We start from the raw sequence: 17,719 nt of genomic DNA on the forward strand, positions 1-17,719 counted from the left end.
TTCATTTCGCCAGCATCCAGACAATGCTCCAACAATTTCTTCAGGAATTCGGCTACTTCGCCCTCTTTCTCGGCACGTTTTTCGAAGGCGAAACCATTCTGGTGCTCGCGGGCTTCCTCGCGTTCCGCGGATACATGGACCTCAAAGTGGTCATGATCGTGGCGTTCCTCGGCAGTTATGCCGGTGATCAGCTGTGGTATTTCCTGGGGCGCAAGCACGGCCGCAAGTTGCTGGCGCGCAAACCGCGCTGGCAATTGATGGGCGACCGGGCGCTGGAACACATCCGCAGGCACCCGGACATCTGGGTACTGAGCTTCCGCTTTGTCTATGGCCTGCGCACGGTGATGCCGGTGGCGATCGGCCTGTCGGGCTATCCGCCGGGACGTTATCTGCTGCTCAACGGGATTGGTGCCGCGATCTGGGCCGCGGCGCTGGCCGCCGCCGCCTATCATTTCGGTGCGGTGCTCGAAGGCATGCTCGGCAGCGTCAAGAAGTACGAGCTGTGGGTACTCGGCGCCCTGCTGATACTGGGCTTTTGCCTATGGCTGCGCCGTCGCTTCAAGAACGCCCGTCTGGCGAAGAAGATCTACGCCGACGAGCAGGCCTTGAAAGCTGAACAAGCCAAAACCAACGAACCTACGACGCCAGCCGAGTGAAACGGTTTCTGCAACAGTAGAGACCGATACCACTGAGCAGGCTGTAACTCAGCAGGCCGACCCAACCTGCCGCGCTGGCCGGCCACAGCCCAACGACCGGCGCCAGCCACACCAGCGGCACATTCGACGCCAGGCGCAGCAGTTCCAGCTTCAGCGCCCACGGGCGATTCTCCAGGGCCACGCCCAACGTAAACAAACCCAGCGCCACAGCACTCCAGCCGAGCACCAGCGCGGCGGTTGGCAAACTCTGCTCCAGGTTCATCAAGTAGCTGCCCAGCGCGATGTAGACGCAGAACTGCAACACGACGTAAAGCTGCTGACGCCCGTCCAGCGGCACCTCGAATTTACGGAACTGACTCAGGTCTGGCTTGTTCATCGGGTACTTGGCCGCCACATCCACCGGCCGCCAACCGGTGCGCATGAACCAGATGCGCAGCTTGTCCCATTTGCTTTGCGCACGCCGCGCGTCATCCCACAGCTGCGCGTAGAACTGCACGTTCGCCCACACCGGATTCCAGCTCGCGAGAGGCGTGGTCACGCCGAAAATCACCGGTTCGTTGTCGTCCTCTTCCTGGAACGAGCCAAATAGACGGTCCCAAATAATGAACACCCCGCCGTAGTTGCGATCCATGTAGAGAGCGTTCTGTGCATGGTGAGCCCGATGATTGGACGGCGTGACAAAGAACCACTCGAACCAGCCGAGCTTGGGAATGTGTTTGGTATGCACCCAGAACTGGTACAGCAAGTTCAGCGAAGCGACGCTGATGAATACCAGCAGCGGCACGCCGAGCACGGCCATCGGCAGATAGAAAATCCAGCTCAACAGGAAGCCGGTACTGGTCTGGCGCAGCGCCGTGGACAGGTTGTAATCCTCGCTCTGGTGATGCACCGAATGCGCCGCCCAGAGGATGTTGCGTTCGTGGCCCATGCGATGCAGCCAGTAGTAGCAGAAGTCGTAGAGGACAAAGGCAAATACCCAGACCCAAACGCTGTCAGCCGAGAGCTCGAACAGCGCCAGGTGCTTGAGGGCAAACGCATACGTCACCAGGCCGACGCCTTTGGTCAACAGGCCGGTGGTGGTCGACAGCACGCCGGTGCTCATGCTGTTGATCGCGTCAGCCACACGATAATTGCTCACTCCGCGCCAACGGTCGGCCAGCAGTTCGACGGCAATCAGCACAAAGAAAAACGGCACCGCATACAGAATGAAGTCCATGACGCGCCCTGATCGGAATCTTGAGGACAGATCCTAGGTGTAGCCGCGAATTAACCCTATGGCAACGAGTGACAAATTAGTGGACATTTAACGCCATGAATCTGGAGAAAAGCCCATGAGCAAAAAAATTGCAGTGATCCTATCCGGCTGTGGCGTGTACGACGGCGCCGAGATCCACGAAAGCGTGATCACCCTGCTGCGTCTGGACCAGCGGGGGGCTCAGGTGCAGTGTTTCGCACCGAACATCGCGCAGCTACATGTGATCAATCACCTGACCGGCGAAGAAATGCCCGAGTCCCGAAACGTGCTGGTGGAATCGGCGCGGATCGCCCGGGGTAGTATCAAGGATATCCGCGAAGCGGACGTTGAAGACTTCGATGCGCTGATCGTTCCGGGCGGTTTCGGGGCGGCCAAGAACCTGTCGAACTTCGCCGTCGAAGGCGCCGGCTGCACCGTGCAACCGGAAGTCCTGGCACTGGCTGAAGCCTTTGCCGAGGCCGGTAAACCGGTCGGGCTGATCTGCATCTCGCCGGCGCTCGCGGCGAAGATCTATGGGCCGGGCGTGACCTGCACCATCGGCAACGACGCCGATACTGCCGCCGCCATGAACAAGATGGGCGCTACACACGCAGACTGCGCGGTAACTGACATCGTTGAAGACAAAGCACGCAAACTGGTCAGCACCCCGGCGTACATGCTGGCGCAGAGCATCAGTGAAGCGGCTTCGGGTATCAACAAACTGGTCGACCGCGTTCTGGAACTGACCCACGAGAATGACGTGTAAACACGGACAAATGTGGAAGCGAGCCTGCTCGCGAAGAGGCCGTTACCTTCAACGCCTATGTTGACTGTCAGGCCGCTTTCGCGAGCAGGCTCGCTCCCACAAGGGGTTCTGTGTCTGGCTCAGGTTTTGCGGGTAAGTCGCGTGAGGATCCGGTCCAGCGCATTGGCAAACGCCTGTTTCTCACGCTCGCCAAACGGCGCTGGCCCGCCGCTCATCTGCCCTTGTTCCCGCAGATCGGTGAACAGGTTACGCACCGCCAACCGATCGCCCATGTTCTGCGCATCGAACTCTTTGCCCCGTGGATCCAGCGCCGCAACACCCTTTTTCACCAGACGGTCGGCCAGCGGCACATCGCTGCAGATCACCAATTCGCCGGGGACCGCGTATTCCACCAGATAGTCGTCTGCGGCATCCGGACCGCTGGGCACCACGATCAGCTTCACCAGGGCCAAACCCGGTTTGATCTGTGGCTGTCCGGCCACCAGCACCACTTCGAACTGGCGCTTGAGGGCGAACTTCACCACCAGATCCTTGGCCGCCCGAGGGCAGGCGTCGGCATCGATCCACACACGCATTGTGTTGTCCTCTTCCAAAAAAAATCGCAAGCAAGCTCGCTCCCACAGGTTATACGCAATCCTGTGGGAGCGAGCTTGCTCGCGATTGTGAGCGAAGCGAATGCTGTTTAAGAAACCTGCACCCGCCGCTTCTCAGCCAGCCGACTACGGCTATACAGCACGATGATCGCGATGATCGCCACCGCCTGCGCACTCAGCGAATACGCATCAGCGTGGATCCCCAGCCAGTCGAAGTCAAAGAACGGCACCGGCCGGGTGCCGAAAACCCCGGCTTCCTGCAACGCCTTCACGCCATGCCCGGCAAACACCACCGACAACGCACACAACAGACCGGCGTTGATACTGAAGAACAACGACAGCGGCAGTTTCGCCGAACCGCGCAGAATCACCCAGGCCAGACCCACCAACATAACCAACGCCGTCGCACCACCCGCCAGTACCGCGTTATGGCCCGCTGGACCCGCCTGCAGCCACAAGGTCTCGTAGAACAGAATCACTTCAAACAGCTCGCGATACACCGAGAAGAACGCCAGCGTCGCAAACCCGAAACGCCCACCGCCGCCCACCAGACTGCTCTTGATGTAATCCTGCCAGGCCGCCGCGTGACGACGGTCATGCATCCACACGCCGAGCCAGAGCACCATGACGGCGGCAAACAACGCTGTCGCCCCTTCCAGCAATTCGCGTTGCGAGCCGCTGACATCAATTACGTACGCCGCCAGCGCCCAGGTCGCCAGACCCGCCAGCAGCGCCAGACCCCAACCGACGTTGACGCTGCGTACCGCCGATTGCTGGCCGGTATTGCGCAGGAACGCGAGGATCGCTGCCAGCACCAGAATCGCTTCCAGGCCTTCGCGCAACAGAATCAACAAACCTGAGATGTAGCTTAGGGACCAACTCAAGCCATCGCTGCCCAGCAGGCCGGCGGATTCCTTCAACTTGGCCTTCGCCGCGTCCAGGCGCAGTTGGGCCTGGGCCACCGGCAAACCATCCTGCAACGACTGACGGTAAGCCATCAGCGATTTCTCAGTGTCTTTGCGTACATTGGCATCGACGTTATCCAGAGAACTTTCGACCAGTTCGAAACCCTCCAGATAAGCCGCCACTGACAGGTCATAGGCCTGATCGTGATCACCCGCACGATAGGCAGCGATGCTCTTGTCCAGCGTTGCGGCCGTGTAGTCGAGCAATTGCGCCGGGCCACGCTTGACTTGCGGCGGTTGCGCTCGCTGCGCACGGAAGGTCGCCGCAGCTTGCGGCCCCTCGGCAGCCTGCACTTCTGCGGGAGTCTGACGGGCCAGGTCGCCGATGTTGTAGGTTTTTTCGGATTTTGCAGCCGCCGGGTCGGCGCTGAAGCTGGCGATGTAGGTCGCCAGGTCCCAACGCTGGCGATCGTCCAGTTGATCGGCGAAGGACGGCATGTCGGTGCCTTCCACGCCCATCCCCAAGGTGTTGTAGATCGCGTAGAGGCTCAGTCGGTCCAGTCGCGCAGCATCGCGCAGATTGGCTGGCGGCGGCGTCATGCCAACGCCTGCCGGGCCGTCACCGGCGCCCGCGTCGCCGTGGCACACCGAGCATTGCTGTGCATACAGCGGCGCACCACGGGTCGGATCTGGCGTAATGATCGGCGCCTGGCTGACTTCATAAGCCACCGCCAGTTTCGCCCCAAGCTGCCGAGCCTGGTTGGCGACGTCGGTGCCGTCCTTGCGCGCAGCGATTGCGCTGCGCAAGCCGCTGACGCCCTGCTCCAGCTCCGCGCGCTCGGGCCTGGCCGGCAATCCGGCGATCACGTCTTGCAGAACCCCGAGAAACTCCAGTTGTTCGCGGTATTCCGACTCATCAATGACCTTACCGGCCCGGACCGTTACCGGGTAATCGGCGCCAATGTAGTCGAGCAAATGCAGCGCCTTTGGCGCGCCTTCCGCCGTTTCGGCCAGCGCGTTGAAGCTGCAAAACGCAATAACAGGCAGCACTAGCCATGCCAGAAAGCGGGAGGAGGCAATCATGAACGAATCTCAAATGGAAATACGAAGTAACACATTGTTCACTTCCAATGCGTTTCACTCAAGCTTTGTTGATATTTCCTGCACGACAGCGTGCAAAGTCAGCGTGTCTAGTCCTGAAAAACAGATCAGAAGGTGTAAACCTTATTCAGGACGCAACAGCGACAAATAAAAAAGGCGACCTGAAAAGGTCGCCTTTTTAGTGCCTGACGGTTTTACACAGCCACTTTGCGAAGGGTCGCCATGAATGCCGCCGCACCAATGAACAGCCCGGCAAAGGTGCGGTTCATGCGTCTCTGCTGCTTGGGCGTGCGCAACATCCGCAGCACCTTCGATGCAAGTCCGGTGTAACCGGCCATGACGATCAGATCAACGCAGACCATGGTCACACCAATGATCAGGTACTGGATCAGCAGCGGCGCATGCGGATCAATGAACTGCGGCAACACCGCCAGCATGAACACCAGCGCCTTGGGGTTGCTGATGTTCACCAGAAAACCGCGGAACACCAGGGCCATCGGCTTGCCAATCTGACGCACGGCCGCGCCATCGCTCATGTCGCTGGGCAGCGCACGCCATTGCTTGATCGCAAGGTAAACCAGATAGGCGACACCGAACCATTTGATCGCATAGAAGGCCGTGGCCGACGCCGTGAGAATCGCGCCAACACCGGCACCGACAATCGCAATCTGCACCGCCAGACCCAGTTGCAGGCCCAAGGCGTTCCAATAACCGCGCCAGAATCCGTATCGCAGACCGCTGGACATCGACGCAATGGCGCCGGCACCAGGCGACAGACTGATCACCCAGCAGGCGGCAAAAAACGCCAGCCATGTTTGAAGCACCATCGCACACCTCGACTCAGACTCGTGACAGACGTCTAAGCTAATGCGGCTTTGGGCCGATGACTACCGATTTTTTGCAGGACAGAACAGCTGCCGACCAGCGTGGTCGGCGTTTCGGCTACTTTTCGAAACCGCTGGAAGGGAATACATCGCTGCCGCGCCAGCGTCGAACCGAGCGCTGGAAGAACAGGCTATTGGGCACTTGCACCATGGCGCTGCCGGTGCCGAGCTCTTCGGCTTCGATCAGCGTGGTGTAGAGCAGATTGATCGCAACGACCCGGCCTTTGACGCCAGGCTTGTCGGTTGTGTCCACCAACTCGACCACGTCACCGATGCGGAATGGGCCGACGGTGAAGATCAGGATTGCGCACAACAGATTCGAGAGCACGCTCCACATGGCGAAGAACGCCACTGCCGCTACCGCGACAAACCCGGACAACGCGGTCCAGAGCACCGTCGCCGACACCCCGAGGCGTTCCAGCACGAAGATCAGCGCACTGCCCATGATCAGCCAGCGCAGACCACCGCGCAGCGGCATCAGCAATTGCGGCGGCAACGGATAACGCTCACCCAGGCGAGTCAGGCACCTGGCGACGCAGCGTTGGGCAACATATCCCGCCAACAGGATCAGCAGGATTTGCACGAAGAGCCAGATCGGCTCGATCCACACGGCAGGCAATGGCAGCTTGAAGGCTTCCATCAAGACAGCGCCTCCAGCTCCGCCTGCATGCTTTCGAGCAGTTCCAGCGCTTCCATCCAGGCTTCTTCCAGCTCGGCTTCACGGACCTTCAGCTTGGCCTGTTCGGCCAGCAGATCACGCAAGTCGTTCTTGCGCGCCGGCTCGTATATGTCGCTGTCGCCGAGGCTGGTATCGATCTTCGCCAGTTTCTCGTGCAGCTTGCCCAGCTCGGCTTCGAGCTTGTCAGCCTCGCGCTTGTGCGGTGCCAGTTGCTGACGCAACGCGGCCGCCGCCTGGCGCTGGGCCTTCTTGTCGGTCTTGTCCGGATTGACCGGCGTATTGCTGACCGGGGCGTTGCGCTGACGGTAGTCCACCAGCCAACGGGTGTAGTCTTCCAGGTCGCCGTCGAACTCCTCGACCTTGCCGTCCGCCACCAGATAGAAATTGTCGGTGGTGCTTTTGAGCAAATGGCGATCGTGGGAGACCACCAGTACCGCGCCGCTGAATTCCTGAAGAGCCATGGTCAGCGCCAGGCGCATTTCCAGGTCCAGGTGGTTGGTCGGTTCGTCGAGCAGCAGCAGGTTCGGCCGGCCCCAGGCGATCAACGCCAGCGCCAGACGAGCCTTTTCGCCACCGGAGAAGTTCAGCACCGGCTCATCGATCCGCGCACCGCGGAAGTCGAAACCACCGAGGAAGTCGCGCAGCGTCTGCTCGCGCTCGGTCGGCGCCAGGCGCTGCATGTGCAGCAACGGGCTGGCCTTGGAATCCAGAGAATCAAGCTGATGCTGGGCGAAGTAGCCGACGACGGTGTTCTCGCCACGGGTCAGGCGGCCGGACAACGGCTCAAGTTCACCGGCAAGGTTTTTGATCAGGGTCGATTTACCGGCACCGTTCGGGCCAAGCAAACCGATCCGCGCACCGGGGGTCAGTTGCAGCTTGACCTTCTCCAGCACGGCTCGTTCGCCGTAACCCAGTCGGGCGTCGGAGAGGTCAATCAACGGGCTGGAGATTTTTACTGATTCGCGGAAAACGAAATCGAATGGCGAATCGACGTGGGCGGCGGACAGCTCTTCCATCCGCTCCAGCGCCTTGATCCGGCTCTGGGCCTGACGGGCCTTGGTGGCTTGGGCCTTGAAGCGGGCGATGTAGCTTTCCATATGCGCACGTTGCACCTGCTGCTTCTCGTAGGCCTGCTGTTGCTGGGCCAGACGTTCGGCACGGGCGCGTTCGAAGGCACTGTAACCACCGCGATACAGGGTGATCTTGCGCTGATCGACGTGGGCCACGTGATCGACCACGGCATCGAGGAAGTCCCGGTCGTGGGAAATCAGCATCAAGGTGCCGGGATAGCTTTTGAGCCATTCTTCGAGCCAGATGATGGCGTCGAGGTCCAAGTGGTTGGTCGGTTCGTCGAGCAACAACAAGTCCGAGGGGCACATCAAAGCCTGCGCCAGGTTCAGACGCATCCTCCAGCCACCGGAGAAGTCTCCTACCTGACGATCCATTTGCTCGTTAGTGAACCCAAGCCCTGCCAGCAACTTGCGGGCCCGGGCGTCGGCGGTGTAACCGTCGGCACTGTCGAGTTCCGAGTGCAGGCGGGCCTGAGCGGTACCGTCATGGGCCGCTTCGGCTGCCGCGAGGTCGCGTTGCACCTCGCGCAGGCGCAGGTCGCCATCGAGCACATAGTCGACCGCCACCCGATCGAGGGTGTCGATCTCCTGGCGCATGTGGGCGATGCGCCAGTCCGCCGGCAGGAAGCAATCACCCGAGTCCGGGTGCAGGTCACCCAGAAGCAAGGCGAACAGGCTCGATTTGCCGGCGCCGTTGGCACCGATGAGGCCGGCTTTGTGGCCGGCGTGCAGGGTCAGCTCGGCGTCTTCTAGCAGACGTTGAGGGCCACGCTGTAAAGTCAGGTTCTGAAGTCGAATCATAATGGCGGCGGAGTCTACCAGCTTCGCTCGCAACTGGCGCGAGTAGCACTATGTCCTCTGACCTGTGGAGCTTTTCCCTTAGTACTTACGCCCGTCCCGGCGTTGAACCCGCATGCCTGCAATTGCAGTCGGCGGGTATCAATGTGTGCTTGCTGCTCTGCGGGCTGTGGCTGGGAGAACGTGGCGTCGCCTGTAACGAACACCGATTGCAGCAATTGCGTAGCGTGGCCGAGCCGTGGGACGCAGACGTGGTGCGACCGCTGCGAGCCTTGCGGGTGAATTGGAAAGCCGTTGCCGCCGACGATGGCGAACTGAATGCTTTGCGCGAGCAAGTGAAGGCACTCGAGCTGGAAGCCGAGCGACATCTGTTGGTGCGACTGGAACGATCGGCGCAGAGTTGGCCGCAAGGTGAGGCGACCGATCTATCGGCCTGGCTGGAAGGTGTAACGGCAGGCGCCGCCCACCTGGACCGCGACGCGCTGCATCAGCTGCGCGTCGCGGTAAGCAGCACTTAGGAAGCGCTGGTTGGGGTGGTTGCTGCGATCGATGCGGCGGCCGGCGTTGGCGCTGGCGTGGCTGTCGAGGTGGCTGCTGCTAAAGCAGACGTTGCTACCGGAGCCGGGTTGGCTGGCTTGGCAACTGGCGCGGCGGCCGGCTTGGCGGCAACCGGTTTTTTCACTGCTGGTTTTGCAGCTGGCTTGGCGGCTGGTTTTGCAGCCGGTTTGGCAGCGGCAGGTTTGGCTGCTGGTTTCGCTGCGGCAGGTTTTGCAGCAGCAGTTTTGGCAGCCGGTTTGGCTGCAGCTTTTGCAGCTGGCTTGGCAGCAGTTTTAGTCGCGACTGATTTCGCGGCAGGCTTGGCAGCAGGTTTCGCAGCGGCAGTTTTAGCCGCTGGTTTGGCAGCCGGTTTAGCCGCTGCAGTTTTCGCCACCGCCGGTTTGGCAGCAGCAGTTCTTGCAGCCGGTTTAGCGGCAGCTGTTTTAGCAGCGGCTGGCTTGGCGGCAGGTTTGGCGGCGGCTGTTTTTGCAGCCGGTTTTGCAGCGCTAGCAGCGACTGGTTTTTTTGCCGCAGGTTTAGCGGCAGGTTTTGCTGCGGCTTTCACCGGTGCTTTGGCAGCCGGTTTGGCGGCAGACTTGGCCGGTGCTTTTGCAGCAGCCGGTTTGGCAGCGGCTTTCTTGGCAGGAGCCGCAGCAGGCTTGGCCGAACGCAGGGACAACGCCTTGCCGACAGCCTCTTGTACACGACCGACGCCCTGGGCCAGTTTCAGGCTTTCTTGAGCATCGCGCTTGAGTTGCAGAATGTAGCTGCGAGTTTCGGATTGACGATCCTTGAGGGCATCGAGCAAGTCCTCAAGCTCCTTCACCGCGCCCTTGGCTTTGGCTTGTGCCTTGGCCTTGCCGGCCGCCGCAGCGTCCTGCAATTTGGTACGGGACTTGTGCAGTTTTTCTTGCGCTTTTCCGCGTTGCTTTTCCAGTTTGGCGAGCAGTTTTTCAGCATCAGCCAAGGCTTGGGAACAAGCGTTTTCCAGATGCTCGAGCAAGCTGCCCGAGAGTTGTTGGAGTAAGTGCAACGGAGTATTTACAGGCTTCTTGGTGGCCGACATGATTTACCTCCTGGCTGACGTGGGTGCGGCTCATACTAGACCTCTGCTGCTACCGCCGCTAGGGCATGTTGACAGTATCCAAAGCGCTGCGTTGCAACGGATTGAAATTCTTCTGCGCTTGCGCAAAACCAGTTCACCGTCGAGCGCATTCACACTGGCATAATCCCCCGCATCTCAGGTCGGAGAGTGCCCATGTCGCGCTACCTTTTTTTATCACTGTGCGTGTTTTTTTCCGTGGCCCAGGCCGCCGAAAAAACCAAAGAAAATGACACTCATGATCTCTCTTACAGCCTGGGCGCAAGTCTCGGCGAACGCCTGCGCCAGGAGGTTCCCGATCTGCAACTTCAGGCGCTGATCCAAGGTTTGCAACAAGCCTATCAAGGCAAACCCCTGGCGCTGAAAGATGAGCAGATCGAACAGATTCTTGCCGAGCATGAAGCCCAGGTCGCCTTGCAACCGAGCACGCCGCAAAGTGAAATCGCCCTCGAAAAAGAGCAGGCCTTTCTCGCCGAGGAAAAAGCCAGACCGGGCGTTCGTGAGCTGGCCGATGGAATATTGCTAACGGAGTTGGCGCCAGGCACTGGTGCCAAAGCTGGCCCCAACGGCAAAGTCCAGGTGCTGTATATCGGTCGCCTTCCCGACGGCACGGTGTTCGATCAGAACAGTCAGCCGCAGTGGTTCAGTCTCGACAGTGTGATCAGCGGATGGCGCAGTGCGTTGCAGCAAATGCCGGTCGGTGCGAAATGGCGTCTGGTGATTCCATCGGCCGAAGCCTATGGCGCCGAGGGTGCCGGCGACCTGATTGCGCCGTTCACACCGCTGGTATTCGAAGTCGAATTGCGCGGTGCCACAAGCTGAATACCGGAAATGAAAAACGGCGCGCATAGCGCACCGTTTCTGGAGATCTTGCAGGAAAGGGGTTCAGGCCTGAACCGGATCCTCTTCCTTGTGAGCGGTGTGCAACACTTCGATCAGGCAGTCTTCCAGTTCGAAGCGCTCGTGCAACAGGCCACCCAGCTCTTTGAATTTCTCTGCCACGCATTGACCTGCATCACACAGGTCATTGAACGCTAGCAGCTTCTCGGTGATGACATCGATGCGAGGGTAGATAGTCTCGGCCAACTCAAGCCCGCGAGTGTCACCAAACGCTTTGGCTTCACCGGTCAGCTGTTCGTAGATCTCGAAGTGCCCGGCAGACACGTAATCGACCAGCACGCCGCAGAATTCCTGCAACGGCTTACGGTTCTCACCCAGTGCCTCAGGCTTGGCGCCGAGAGCATCATAGGCCCGAACCAGCTCGTGACGCTCCTGCAACCAGCGATCGATCAGCAGATGCACTCCACCCCAACGTTCCTGAGCATTCTGACAACTTTCGAGCATGGTGATCTCTCTTCCCTTGTGGGTCATGCTGCCCTACACCCGTCGCCACACTTGAAGGTCAAGTATCGGCCAGGCAGAGCGTCATTCGAGCAACATAATTCCAATGACACGTGCGGGCCAGATTATGCCCGCGCGACAATGGCTTCAAGGTACGCAGGAGATAAAGTTCATACAAGTGTTTAATCACCCGCCAGCGTCCGGTGCGACGAACCGCCGCTGAGCGGTCGCTGACAAGCTTTCCAGACAAGACGCAGCAACTGATAAATACCTAAAATCGTCATCGCCATGAAGAGCAGCAGACTCCATTCAGGAATGCTCAGGTCGAACAGTGTCCAGGAAATCTCCGCGCACTCCGCCTCCCCTTTAAACATCTGCGTGACCTGACACAACCAGGGCATGTCCACGTACTGAACTGCCAGATTGGGCGAGCACGTCAACAGCTGATGCGTTGGATCGCTCTGCAGCAATACCTGCCGCCACGCCGTGACCGTACCCGCCAGACTGCAAAACAGCCCGAGCATCCAATACAGGAAAGAGCCAAAGCGGCCCGGCCCATGAACTGAAGCTGTCAGGCAAATACCCGTGAGTAACGCGAGGCAAGATCGCTGCAACAGGCACAACCCGCAAGGCTTGAGGCCGACCGCATATTCCAGGTAATAGGACACGCCCAGGGCCAGGGCACCTGCAATGAAAGCCATGAAAAACAAGGAGCGTGAGCAGGCCAAAGACATGGCATTTCCGTAACAGTAGAGACAGGCGGTTACGGTAGAGGAAAGCGCGGCAGCCTTTCAAGGCAGGCTAGCGGGGACACTTCAACAGAGGTGTAGGGAATTCCCGACAGGAACGAGAGGATTAGGTGTAGTCCCCTGTAGGATTCTGCCGTTGACGGACTACAAAGGTAAAATCCCGACAGTTTGCAGGCGACTGGATCGCTCGTTCGAGCGACCCGTCATCCACTCTTCAAGCGTGAACAGGAACCGGCAACGGTGCCGCCAGCAAGCGCTCGTCCAGCAAGCCCAAGCCCTCCTGGAACAACTGATTGCTGCGCTCGGTGTCACCCAACTGCGCCAGCAGCCGCGCCAGTTCCGCGCAGGCTTCCGGGTTGCGCTGCACGCGCAAGCTGCTTTCCAGATAGTCCCGGGCCTTGCCCCAAAGGCTGCTTTGCAGACACAAGCGCCCCAGAGTCAGCAGCAGGCTCGGGTCGGCCGGATGTTCCTTGAGCCAGCTCTCGGCGGTGTGCAGTTGACGTGCCGGATCACTGCCGCGAACGAGTCCGTAGAGGCGCGCCAGATGACTGTCGTAGTTGCGCTTGAGCGCCGTTCGCAGGATCTCTTCGGCCTCGACCTGAGCACCCAGTTGCCGAAGTTGCTCGGCATAAGCGAGCACCAGTTGCGGCTCCTGACGCTGAGCAGAGGTCAACTGCTGCCAGGCGCGATTGAGCGATTGCAAGCCGACCGTCCCGTCTTCTTCCTGATGCGCCGCCAGAGACAGGTTCTCACCCCAAGCCCGGCGTTCCAGTTCCGCCAGCTCGGCCGGTGGCAGGACCTTGTCCTTGCGTAGCTCCGGCAGCAGGCGAATCACCGCCGACCAGTCGCCCCGCTGTTGGTGCAAGCGCTGCAACTGGCGCAAGGTCTGGACGTTATGAGGATGACGCTCGTGCATGGCTTGCAGGGTCACCAGGGCGCCTTCGGTATCGCCGCGGTCAGTCTGTAATTGCGCGTGGCTCAGGGCAATCGCCAACTCTGCCTGGGGCTGTCGCTCAAGAGCGCGCTCCAGCAGGTTGTCGCTTTCCTCGTATTGACCTTGTTCGTTCGCGGCCCGGGCAGCGCCGAGGTAGTAAAGCAAAGGCTGGCGCTCGGCTTCCGCTGCCCGATGCAGATGACGTTGCGCACTGGCCCAGCGACCTTCGGCCAGATCCAGTTGACCGTGTTCAATCGCCACCTGCACCCGACGGCTGCGATTGCGCCGCGACCAGGGATTGACCACGCCGCTGGAGGTCGTCACCAATTCGATCAACGCCTTGATGCCCCAAAACACCAGCCACAGCACGGCGACCAACGCCAGGGTTGCCCACAGGCTCGATTCGTAACGGAAGCTTTTGTAGGCGATCAGCACGTAACCGGAATGCTCGGCAATCGCCAGCCCCAGCGCGGCAGCAGCGGCGATCACCAGGAACACGATCACATAGAGGCGTTTCATGGCGTCGCCTCCTGAGCGGTGTCCGCGGCAGGTTTGGCCATCGGTTTGATCGAGTCCTCGGCGTTGACATTACGCCGCTCCAGATACCCCTGAACCGCACTCAGCGTGCCGGTCAGGTCTGGTGTGACAACGGTGACCGGTTGCTTGCTCAACTCGCCAACCTGCTCAAGCATCACTTTGCTCTGAGGGTTGTCCGGGTTGAAGTTGCCCTTGAGCACGTCCCGCGCTTCGGCCAGCGCCTGGGTATAAACCGCGGCCTGGCCATTGAGCGCGGCCCATTGCGCCTGCTCCAGCGCCAGGCTCAGGGCCAGGCGCACCTGGCTCAGGCTCTGCCCGGCCAGCAACGGACGCACATTTTTGTCGGCGTTGAAATCGATGCGGATGTAGCGCGAGACCTGATCCCACCATTGCGCCCAGCGACTGGCGCCGTCGCCATCGGCGGTGAGCCCCAACAGGGATTCGCCACGGTCCTTGTACTCAGGTGCCAGCTCGGTGAGGCTGATGACCTGATCGCGCAGCGCCCCCAGTCGCAGGAACAAACCGGTGCGATCCGGCTGTTGGGTGCTGCGCAATGACACCAGCGTTTTGGCCACTTGCTCGCGAGCGGCAAAGGAACCCGGGTCGTTCTGTTCGCGCAGAATTTCATCGGCGCCCTGCACCAAAGCCTGGGCACTGCTGATGTCCTGCAACGCGGAAAGACGCAGGCTGGCCAGACGCAGCAGGTGCTCGGCCTCGGCCAGACGCCAATCCTTGCGGCTGGCGCCGAGAACCGTTTCCAGACGCTGATTCAAGCGTTGCTGATCGCCTTGAAGTTGAGTGACCAAACGACTGCGCGCGTCGAGCTCGGCGGCGGCAGGCATTTGTTCCAGGCGAGCAGTCAGGCGTTGTTCATTGAGCTTCAGGTCCTGTGCCTGATCGTTCAATGCCTGGACCTGGCTCAACTGCAGTTGAGTATTGGCTTGCAGGTGACGCACCTGCCAGACACCCCAACTGCCCACGGCGACACCGGCAGCGCCCAGCAGCAGCGCGACGATTGCCAGCCCATTGCCTCGGCGCTGCTCTGCAGCAGACCCTGTTTCAACCGGTGCTTCAACCGGTGCATCGAGCACTGGCTGGACGTCATCTTTAGGCAAGGCTGTTTCGCTCACGTATCCATCCTTTGCATTAGAGAACGGGTCCGGGATGCTCCCGTAACGCCGTCAGCAAAGCCGCGGCACTGGCGCCACGACAATCCACAACTGTTTGGGCCCCGGCGGCACGTGCCAGCTCGGCGACCCTGGGGCTTGGAACAAACAACGGCAACCGCGCCAATTGCGGCCAGGCATCGCCGGCCAATTGATGCAGGTGCTCAAAACCCTGTCCACTGCTGACCACCAGCCCGTTCAAGCGTTCCGCTTCGATCAGGTCAGGCAGCGCTGCCGGCGGGTAGTGCGGCAGGTCGCGGCGGTACAACTCCAGATACTCGACACTAGCACCAAGCTCGCGCAAACGCTCAGCCAGCAACTCGCGCCCGCCCTCCCCGCGCAGAATCAGCACGCGTGGGTCGGGCCGCGCGATTGCCTCACGTAACTGAGGAAGTTCAAGCAAGGCTTCGCTGTCATCGCCATCCACCGGAAAGCGGATGTCCAACCCGCGATCCTCGAGGATCTGCGCGGTGGCTGCACCCACGCTGAACCACTTCAAACGAGGGGGCTGCGGCCGATACCGGTCGAGCAGATCCACAGCAATTCTGGCGGCCGGCTTGCTGACCACGATCACCGCGCAATAACGATCCAGCCCCTGAATCACCTCGCGCATTGTGTCAGAGGCAGGAATCGGCTCGATCTCCAAAAGCGGCAAACTGCTGCTGAAAATCCCCTTTTCAGCCAAAAGACTGCTCAGCGCCGCCGACTCATCCGCGGGACGCGTCAGCAGCAGGCGCCAACCCGTCACTCGTGACCTGCCTCGCCGTAAACTGCTTTCAGAATGTCGTTGGCGCCTTGACTCAGCAGGTCTTCAGCCACTTGCACGCCCAAGGCTTCGGCGTTGCTACGTGGCGCACGAGCCTCGGCGCTGAGCAGCAGACCGCCGTTCGGATCACCGACAAGACCACGCAACCAGATCTGCTCGCCTTCAAGCACGGCATAGCAGGCGATCGGCACTTGGCAGCCGCCATTCAGATGTTTGTTGAGAGCACGTTCGGCCGTCACGCGGGTGGCGGTGTCCTGATGGTGCAGCGGTGCCAACAGCGCGTGAATTTCGCTGTCGACGCTGCGGCATTCGATACCCACCGCGCCTTGGCCACCGGCCGGCAGACTGTCGTCGACGCTGATGGCCGAGGTGATCCGATCTTCAAAGCCGAGACGAATCAGGCCGGCAGCAGCGAGGATAATGGCGTCGTATTCGCCGGCATCGAGCTTGGCCAGGCGCGTGTTGACGTTGCCGCGCAGGAAGCGAATTTCCAGGTCCGGACGACGGGTCAGCAACTGGGCCTGACGGCGCAGGCTGGAGGTGCCGACGATGCTGCCTTGCGGCAATTCGTCCAGGCTGGTGTAGGTGTTGGAGACGAAGGCATCACGCGGGTCTTCTCGCTCGCAGATGCAAAACAGACCGAGGCCTTCAGGAAAGTCCATCGGCACGTCTTTCATCGAGTGCACCGCGATGTCGGCTTCGTTTTCCAGCAGCGCAGTTTCCAGTTCTTTGACGAACAGGCCCTTGCCGCCGATTTTCGACAGTGGCGAGTCGAGCAACTTGTCACCGCGACTGACCATGGGCACCAACGTCACGAGCAGACCCGGATGAGCCTCTTCCAGACGGGTTTTGACGTATTCGGCCTGCCACAGGGCGAGTGCACTTTTACGGGTGGCGATGCGGATTTCGCGAGAGGACATGGATCAATCCGTACTGAATAGATACGGCGGATAATAACAGCTCAGCCAAATCCACTTTGACTTGTATCAGAAACTGCGTGGCCTCCCTGGCCTCAGACGTCCAGCAATCGGGATGAAACCCGCCCGTAAATGACGGATTAAAGCTGTTGCATCATCTTGCGCACGCCGGCCACATGCCGTCGGCTGACGATCAGGGCGTCGCCGTTCAAGCCTTTGAGGAACAGCTGAAAATGCCCCAGAGGCGTGCGCTGCAGGCGTTCGATGCGTTCGCGGGCGACCAGCGCGTTGCGGTGGATTCGCACGAAGCGGTCGCCAAATTCATCTTCAAGGGCCTTGAGCGGCTCATCCAGCAGCACTTCGCCGCCTTCGTGGCGCAAGGTCACGTATTTGTGATCCGCAATAAAGTAGACCACCTGACCCAACGGGATCAGTTCGATACCTTTACGGGTACGGGCGCTGATGTGGCTGCGCGGGCCGCTGCCACTTTCGGCGGCGGGACGGGTCAGGGCCGCAAGCTGGACGCGATTGGGCCGCTCGGCTTTTTTCAACGCTTCATGCAATTGTTCTGTACGCACAGGTTTCACCAGATAGCCTACGGCGCTGGCCTGTAAGGCTTCCACGGCAAATTCATCGGGCCCTGCGCAAAACACCACGGCGGGTGGGGTTTCGCGTTCGCACAATCGTGCAGCCACTTGCAGGCCATCGAGGCCTGGCATGCCGATATCGAGCAGCACGATATCGGGTTTGTGGCTATCGATCAGAGCCAACGCCTCATCGCCGTTCGTGGCGCTAGGCTCCAGGACACTGTATCCCTCGAGTTCGCCAACCATTCGGCTCAGGCGCTCGCGGGCAAGGGGTTCGTCATCAACGATCAGGACATTCATATTGCGCTGGATTCCTGCGTGAGTCTCGCACAAGGATAGCGTAGACAGGTGAAGTGACGTCCGTCACCGCGATCCACGCTAAGACTAGCGCGAGGGC

At 60.4% G+C, this 17,719-nt stretch carries 18 protein-coding genes; 4 read left to right on the forward strand and 14 right to left on the reverse strand.

The window, feature by feature from the left end; all coding sequences use genetic code 11:
- Positions 1 to 23: 23 nt before the first annotated feature.
- Positions 24 to 656 (forward strand): DedA family protein, encoded by a 633-nt coding sequence (locus ACA056_RS27785; protein ID WP_497269239.1) that lies wholly within the window; start codon positions 24 to 26, stop codon positions 654 to 656.
- On the opposite strand, the gene ACA056_RS27790 is transcribed toward ACA056_RS27785, so the two are convergent.
- Entirely contained in the window at positions 637 to 1,872 is a 1,236-nt protein-coding gene (locus ACA056_RS27790; RefSeq protein WP_497269241.1) for a sterol desaturase family protein, read from the reverse strand. The genes ACA056_RS27785 and ACA056_RS27790 overlap by 20 nt on opposite strands.
- 115 nt (positions 1,873 to 1,987) lie before the next feature.
- Here ACA056_RS27790 and elbB point away from each other — a divergent pair, with 115 nt between their 5' ends.
- Complete coding sequence (gene elbB / locus ACA056_RS27795) at positions 1,988 to 2,656, forward strand: isoprenoid biosynthesis glyoxalase ElbB (RefSeq protein ID WP_497269243.1); 669 nt, start codon at positions 1,988 to 1,990, stop codon at positions 2,654 to 2,656.
- Between the two features lie 119 nt (positions 2,657 to 2,775).
- On the opposite strand, the gene ACA056_RS27800 is transcribed toward elbB, so the two are convergent.
- The 5 genes from ACA056_RS27800 to ACA056_RS27820 form a co-directional block, all read right to left on the reverse strand.
- Complete coding sequence (locus ACA056_RS27800) at positions 2,776 to 3,231, reverse strand: YaiI/YqxD family protein (RefSeq protein ID WP_497269245.1); 456 nt, start codon at positions 3,229 to 3,231, stop codon at positions 2,776 to 2,778.
- A 107-nt stretch (positions 3,232 to 3,338) separates the two neighbouring features.
- Positions 3,339 to 5,237 carry an FTR1 family protein gene (locus ACA056_RS27805; protein ID WP_497269247.1) on the reverse strand — a complete coding sequence of 633 codons (1,899 nt, stop codon included), beginning with the start codon at positions 5,235 to 5,237 and terminating at the stop codon, positions 3,339 to 3,341.
- A gap of 212 nt (positions 5,238 to 5,449) precedes the next feature.
- Positions 5,450 to 6,082 carry a LysE family transporter gene (locus tag ACA056_RS27810; protein WP_497269249.1) on the reverse strand — a complete coding sequence of 211 codons (633 nt, stop codon included), beginning with the start codon at positions 6,080 to 6,082 and terminating at the stop codon, positions 5,450 to 5,452.
- A gap of 115 nt (positions 6,083 to 6,197) precedes the next feature.
- Positions 6,198 to 6,779, reverse strand: a complete 582-nt coding sequence (locus ACA056_RS27815) for a mechanosensitive ion channel domain-containing protein (protein ID WP_497269251.1) — start codon at positions 6,777 to 6,779, stop codon at positions 6,198 to 6,200.
- On the reverse strand, positions 6,779 to 8,689 hold the full coding sequence (locus ACA056_RS27820) for an ATP-binding cassette domain-containing protein (RefSeq protein ID WP_309678287.1): 1,911 nt from the start codon (positions 8,687 to 8,689) through the stop codon (positions 6,779 to 6,781). Before ACA056_RS27820 ends, ACA056_RS27815 begins: the two co-directional genes overlap by 1 nt.
- 50 nt (positions 8,690 to 8,739) lie before the next feature.
- On the opposite strand from ACA056_RS27820, the gene ACA056_RS27825 reads away from it, so the two are divergent.
- Positions 8,740 to 9,204 carry a TIGR02444 family protein gene (locus ACA056_RS27825; RefSeq protein WP_497269254.1) on the forward strand — a complete coding sequence of 155 codons (465 nt, stop codon included), beginning with the start codon at positions 8,740 to 8,742 and terminating at the stop codon, positions 9,202 to 9,204.
- On the opposite strand, the gene ACA056_RS27830 is transcribed toward ACA056_RS27825, so the two are convergent.
- Positions 9,201 to 10,289 (reverse strand): AlgP family protein, encoded by a 1,089-nt coding sequence (locus ACA056_RS27830; RefSeq protein ID WP_497269256.1) that lies wholly within the window; start codon positions 10,287 to 10,289, stop codon positions 9,201 to 9,203. The two genes, ACA056_RS27825 and ACA056_RS27830, sit on opposite strands and share 4 nt — an antisense overlap.
- Positions 10,290 to 10,481: 192 nt before the next feature.
- Between ACA056_RS27830 and ACA056_RS27835 the strand changes: the two genes are divergently transcribed.
- A complete protein-coding gene (locus tag ACA056_RS27835) occupies positions 10,482 to 11,147 on the forward strand; it encodes an FKBP-type peptidyl-prolyl cis-trans isomerase (protein WP_282479547.1) in 666 nt (221 codons plus the stop codon).
- Between the two features lie 63 nt (positions 11,148 to 11,210).
- Here ACA056_RS27835 and ACA056_RS27840 read toward each other — a convergent pair whose 3' ends face one another.
- The 7 genes from ACA056_RS27840 to ACA056_RS27870 all read right to left on the reverse strand — a co-directional run bounded on the left by ACA056_RS27840 (position 11,211) and on the right by ACA056_RS27870 (position 17,622).
- Entirely contained in the window at positions 11,211 to 11,669 is a 459-nt protein-coding gene (locus ACA056_RS27840) for an Rsd/AlgQ family anti-sigma factor (protein ID WP_033053386.1), read from the reverse strand.
- A gap of 179 nt (positions 11,670 to 11,848) precedes the next feature.
- Positions 11,849 to 12,400, reverse strand: coding sequence for a disulfide bond formation protein B (locus ACA056_RS27845; RefSeq protein ID WP_497269259.1), 552 nt, complete (start codon positions 12,398 to 12,400; stop codon positions 11,849 to 11,851).
- Between the two features lie 229 nt (positions 12,401 to 12,629).
- Positions 12,630 to 13,868, reverse strand: a complete 1,239-nt coding sequence (locus ACA056_RS27850; RefSeq protein ID WP_497269261.1) for a heme biosynthesis protein HemY — start codon at positions 13,866 to 13,868, stop codon at positions 12,630 to 12,632.
- Positions 13,865 to 15,016: a uroporphyrinogen-III C-methyltransferase gene (locus ACA056_RS27855; protein WP_497269263.1), complete on the reverse strand. Its 1,152-nt coding sequence runs from the start codon at positions 15,014 to 15,016 to the stop codon at positions 13,865 to 13,867. The genes ACA056_RS27850 and ACA056_RS27855 overlap by 4 nt, the downstream gene beginning before the upstream one ends.
- A 16-nt stretch (positions 15,017 to 15,032) precedes the next feature.
- Entirely contained in the window at positions 15,033 to 15,800 is a 768-nt protein-coding gene (locus ACA056_RS27860) for a uroporphyrinogen-III synthase (protein ID WP_497269265.1), read from the reverse strand.
- Positions 15,797 to 16,738, reverse strand: coding sequence for a hydroxymethylbilane synthase (gene hemC / locus ACA056_RS27865; RefSeq protein ID WP_497269267.1), 942 nt, complete (start codon positions 16,736 to 16,738; stop codon positions 15,797 to 15,799). The genes ACA056_RS27860 and hemC overlap by 4 nt, the downstream gene beginning before the upstream one ends.
- A 137-nt stretch (positions 16,739 to 16,875) precedes the next feature.
- Positions 16,876 to 17,622, reverse strand: a complete 747-nt coding sequence (locus ACA056_RS27870; RefSeq protein WP_033060674.1) for a LytR/AlgR family response regulator transcription factor — start codon at positions 17,620 to 17,622, stop codon at positions 16,876 to 16,878.
- Positions 17,623 to 17,719: the final 97 nt, after the last annotated feature.

This window comes from Pseudomonas sp. LBUM1666 (genome assembly GCF_059695775.1).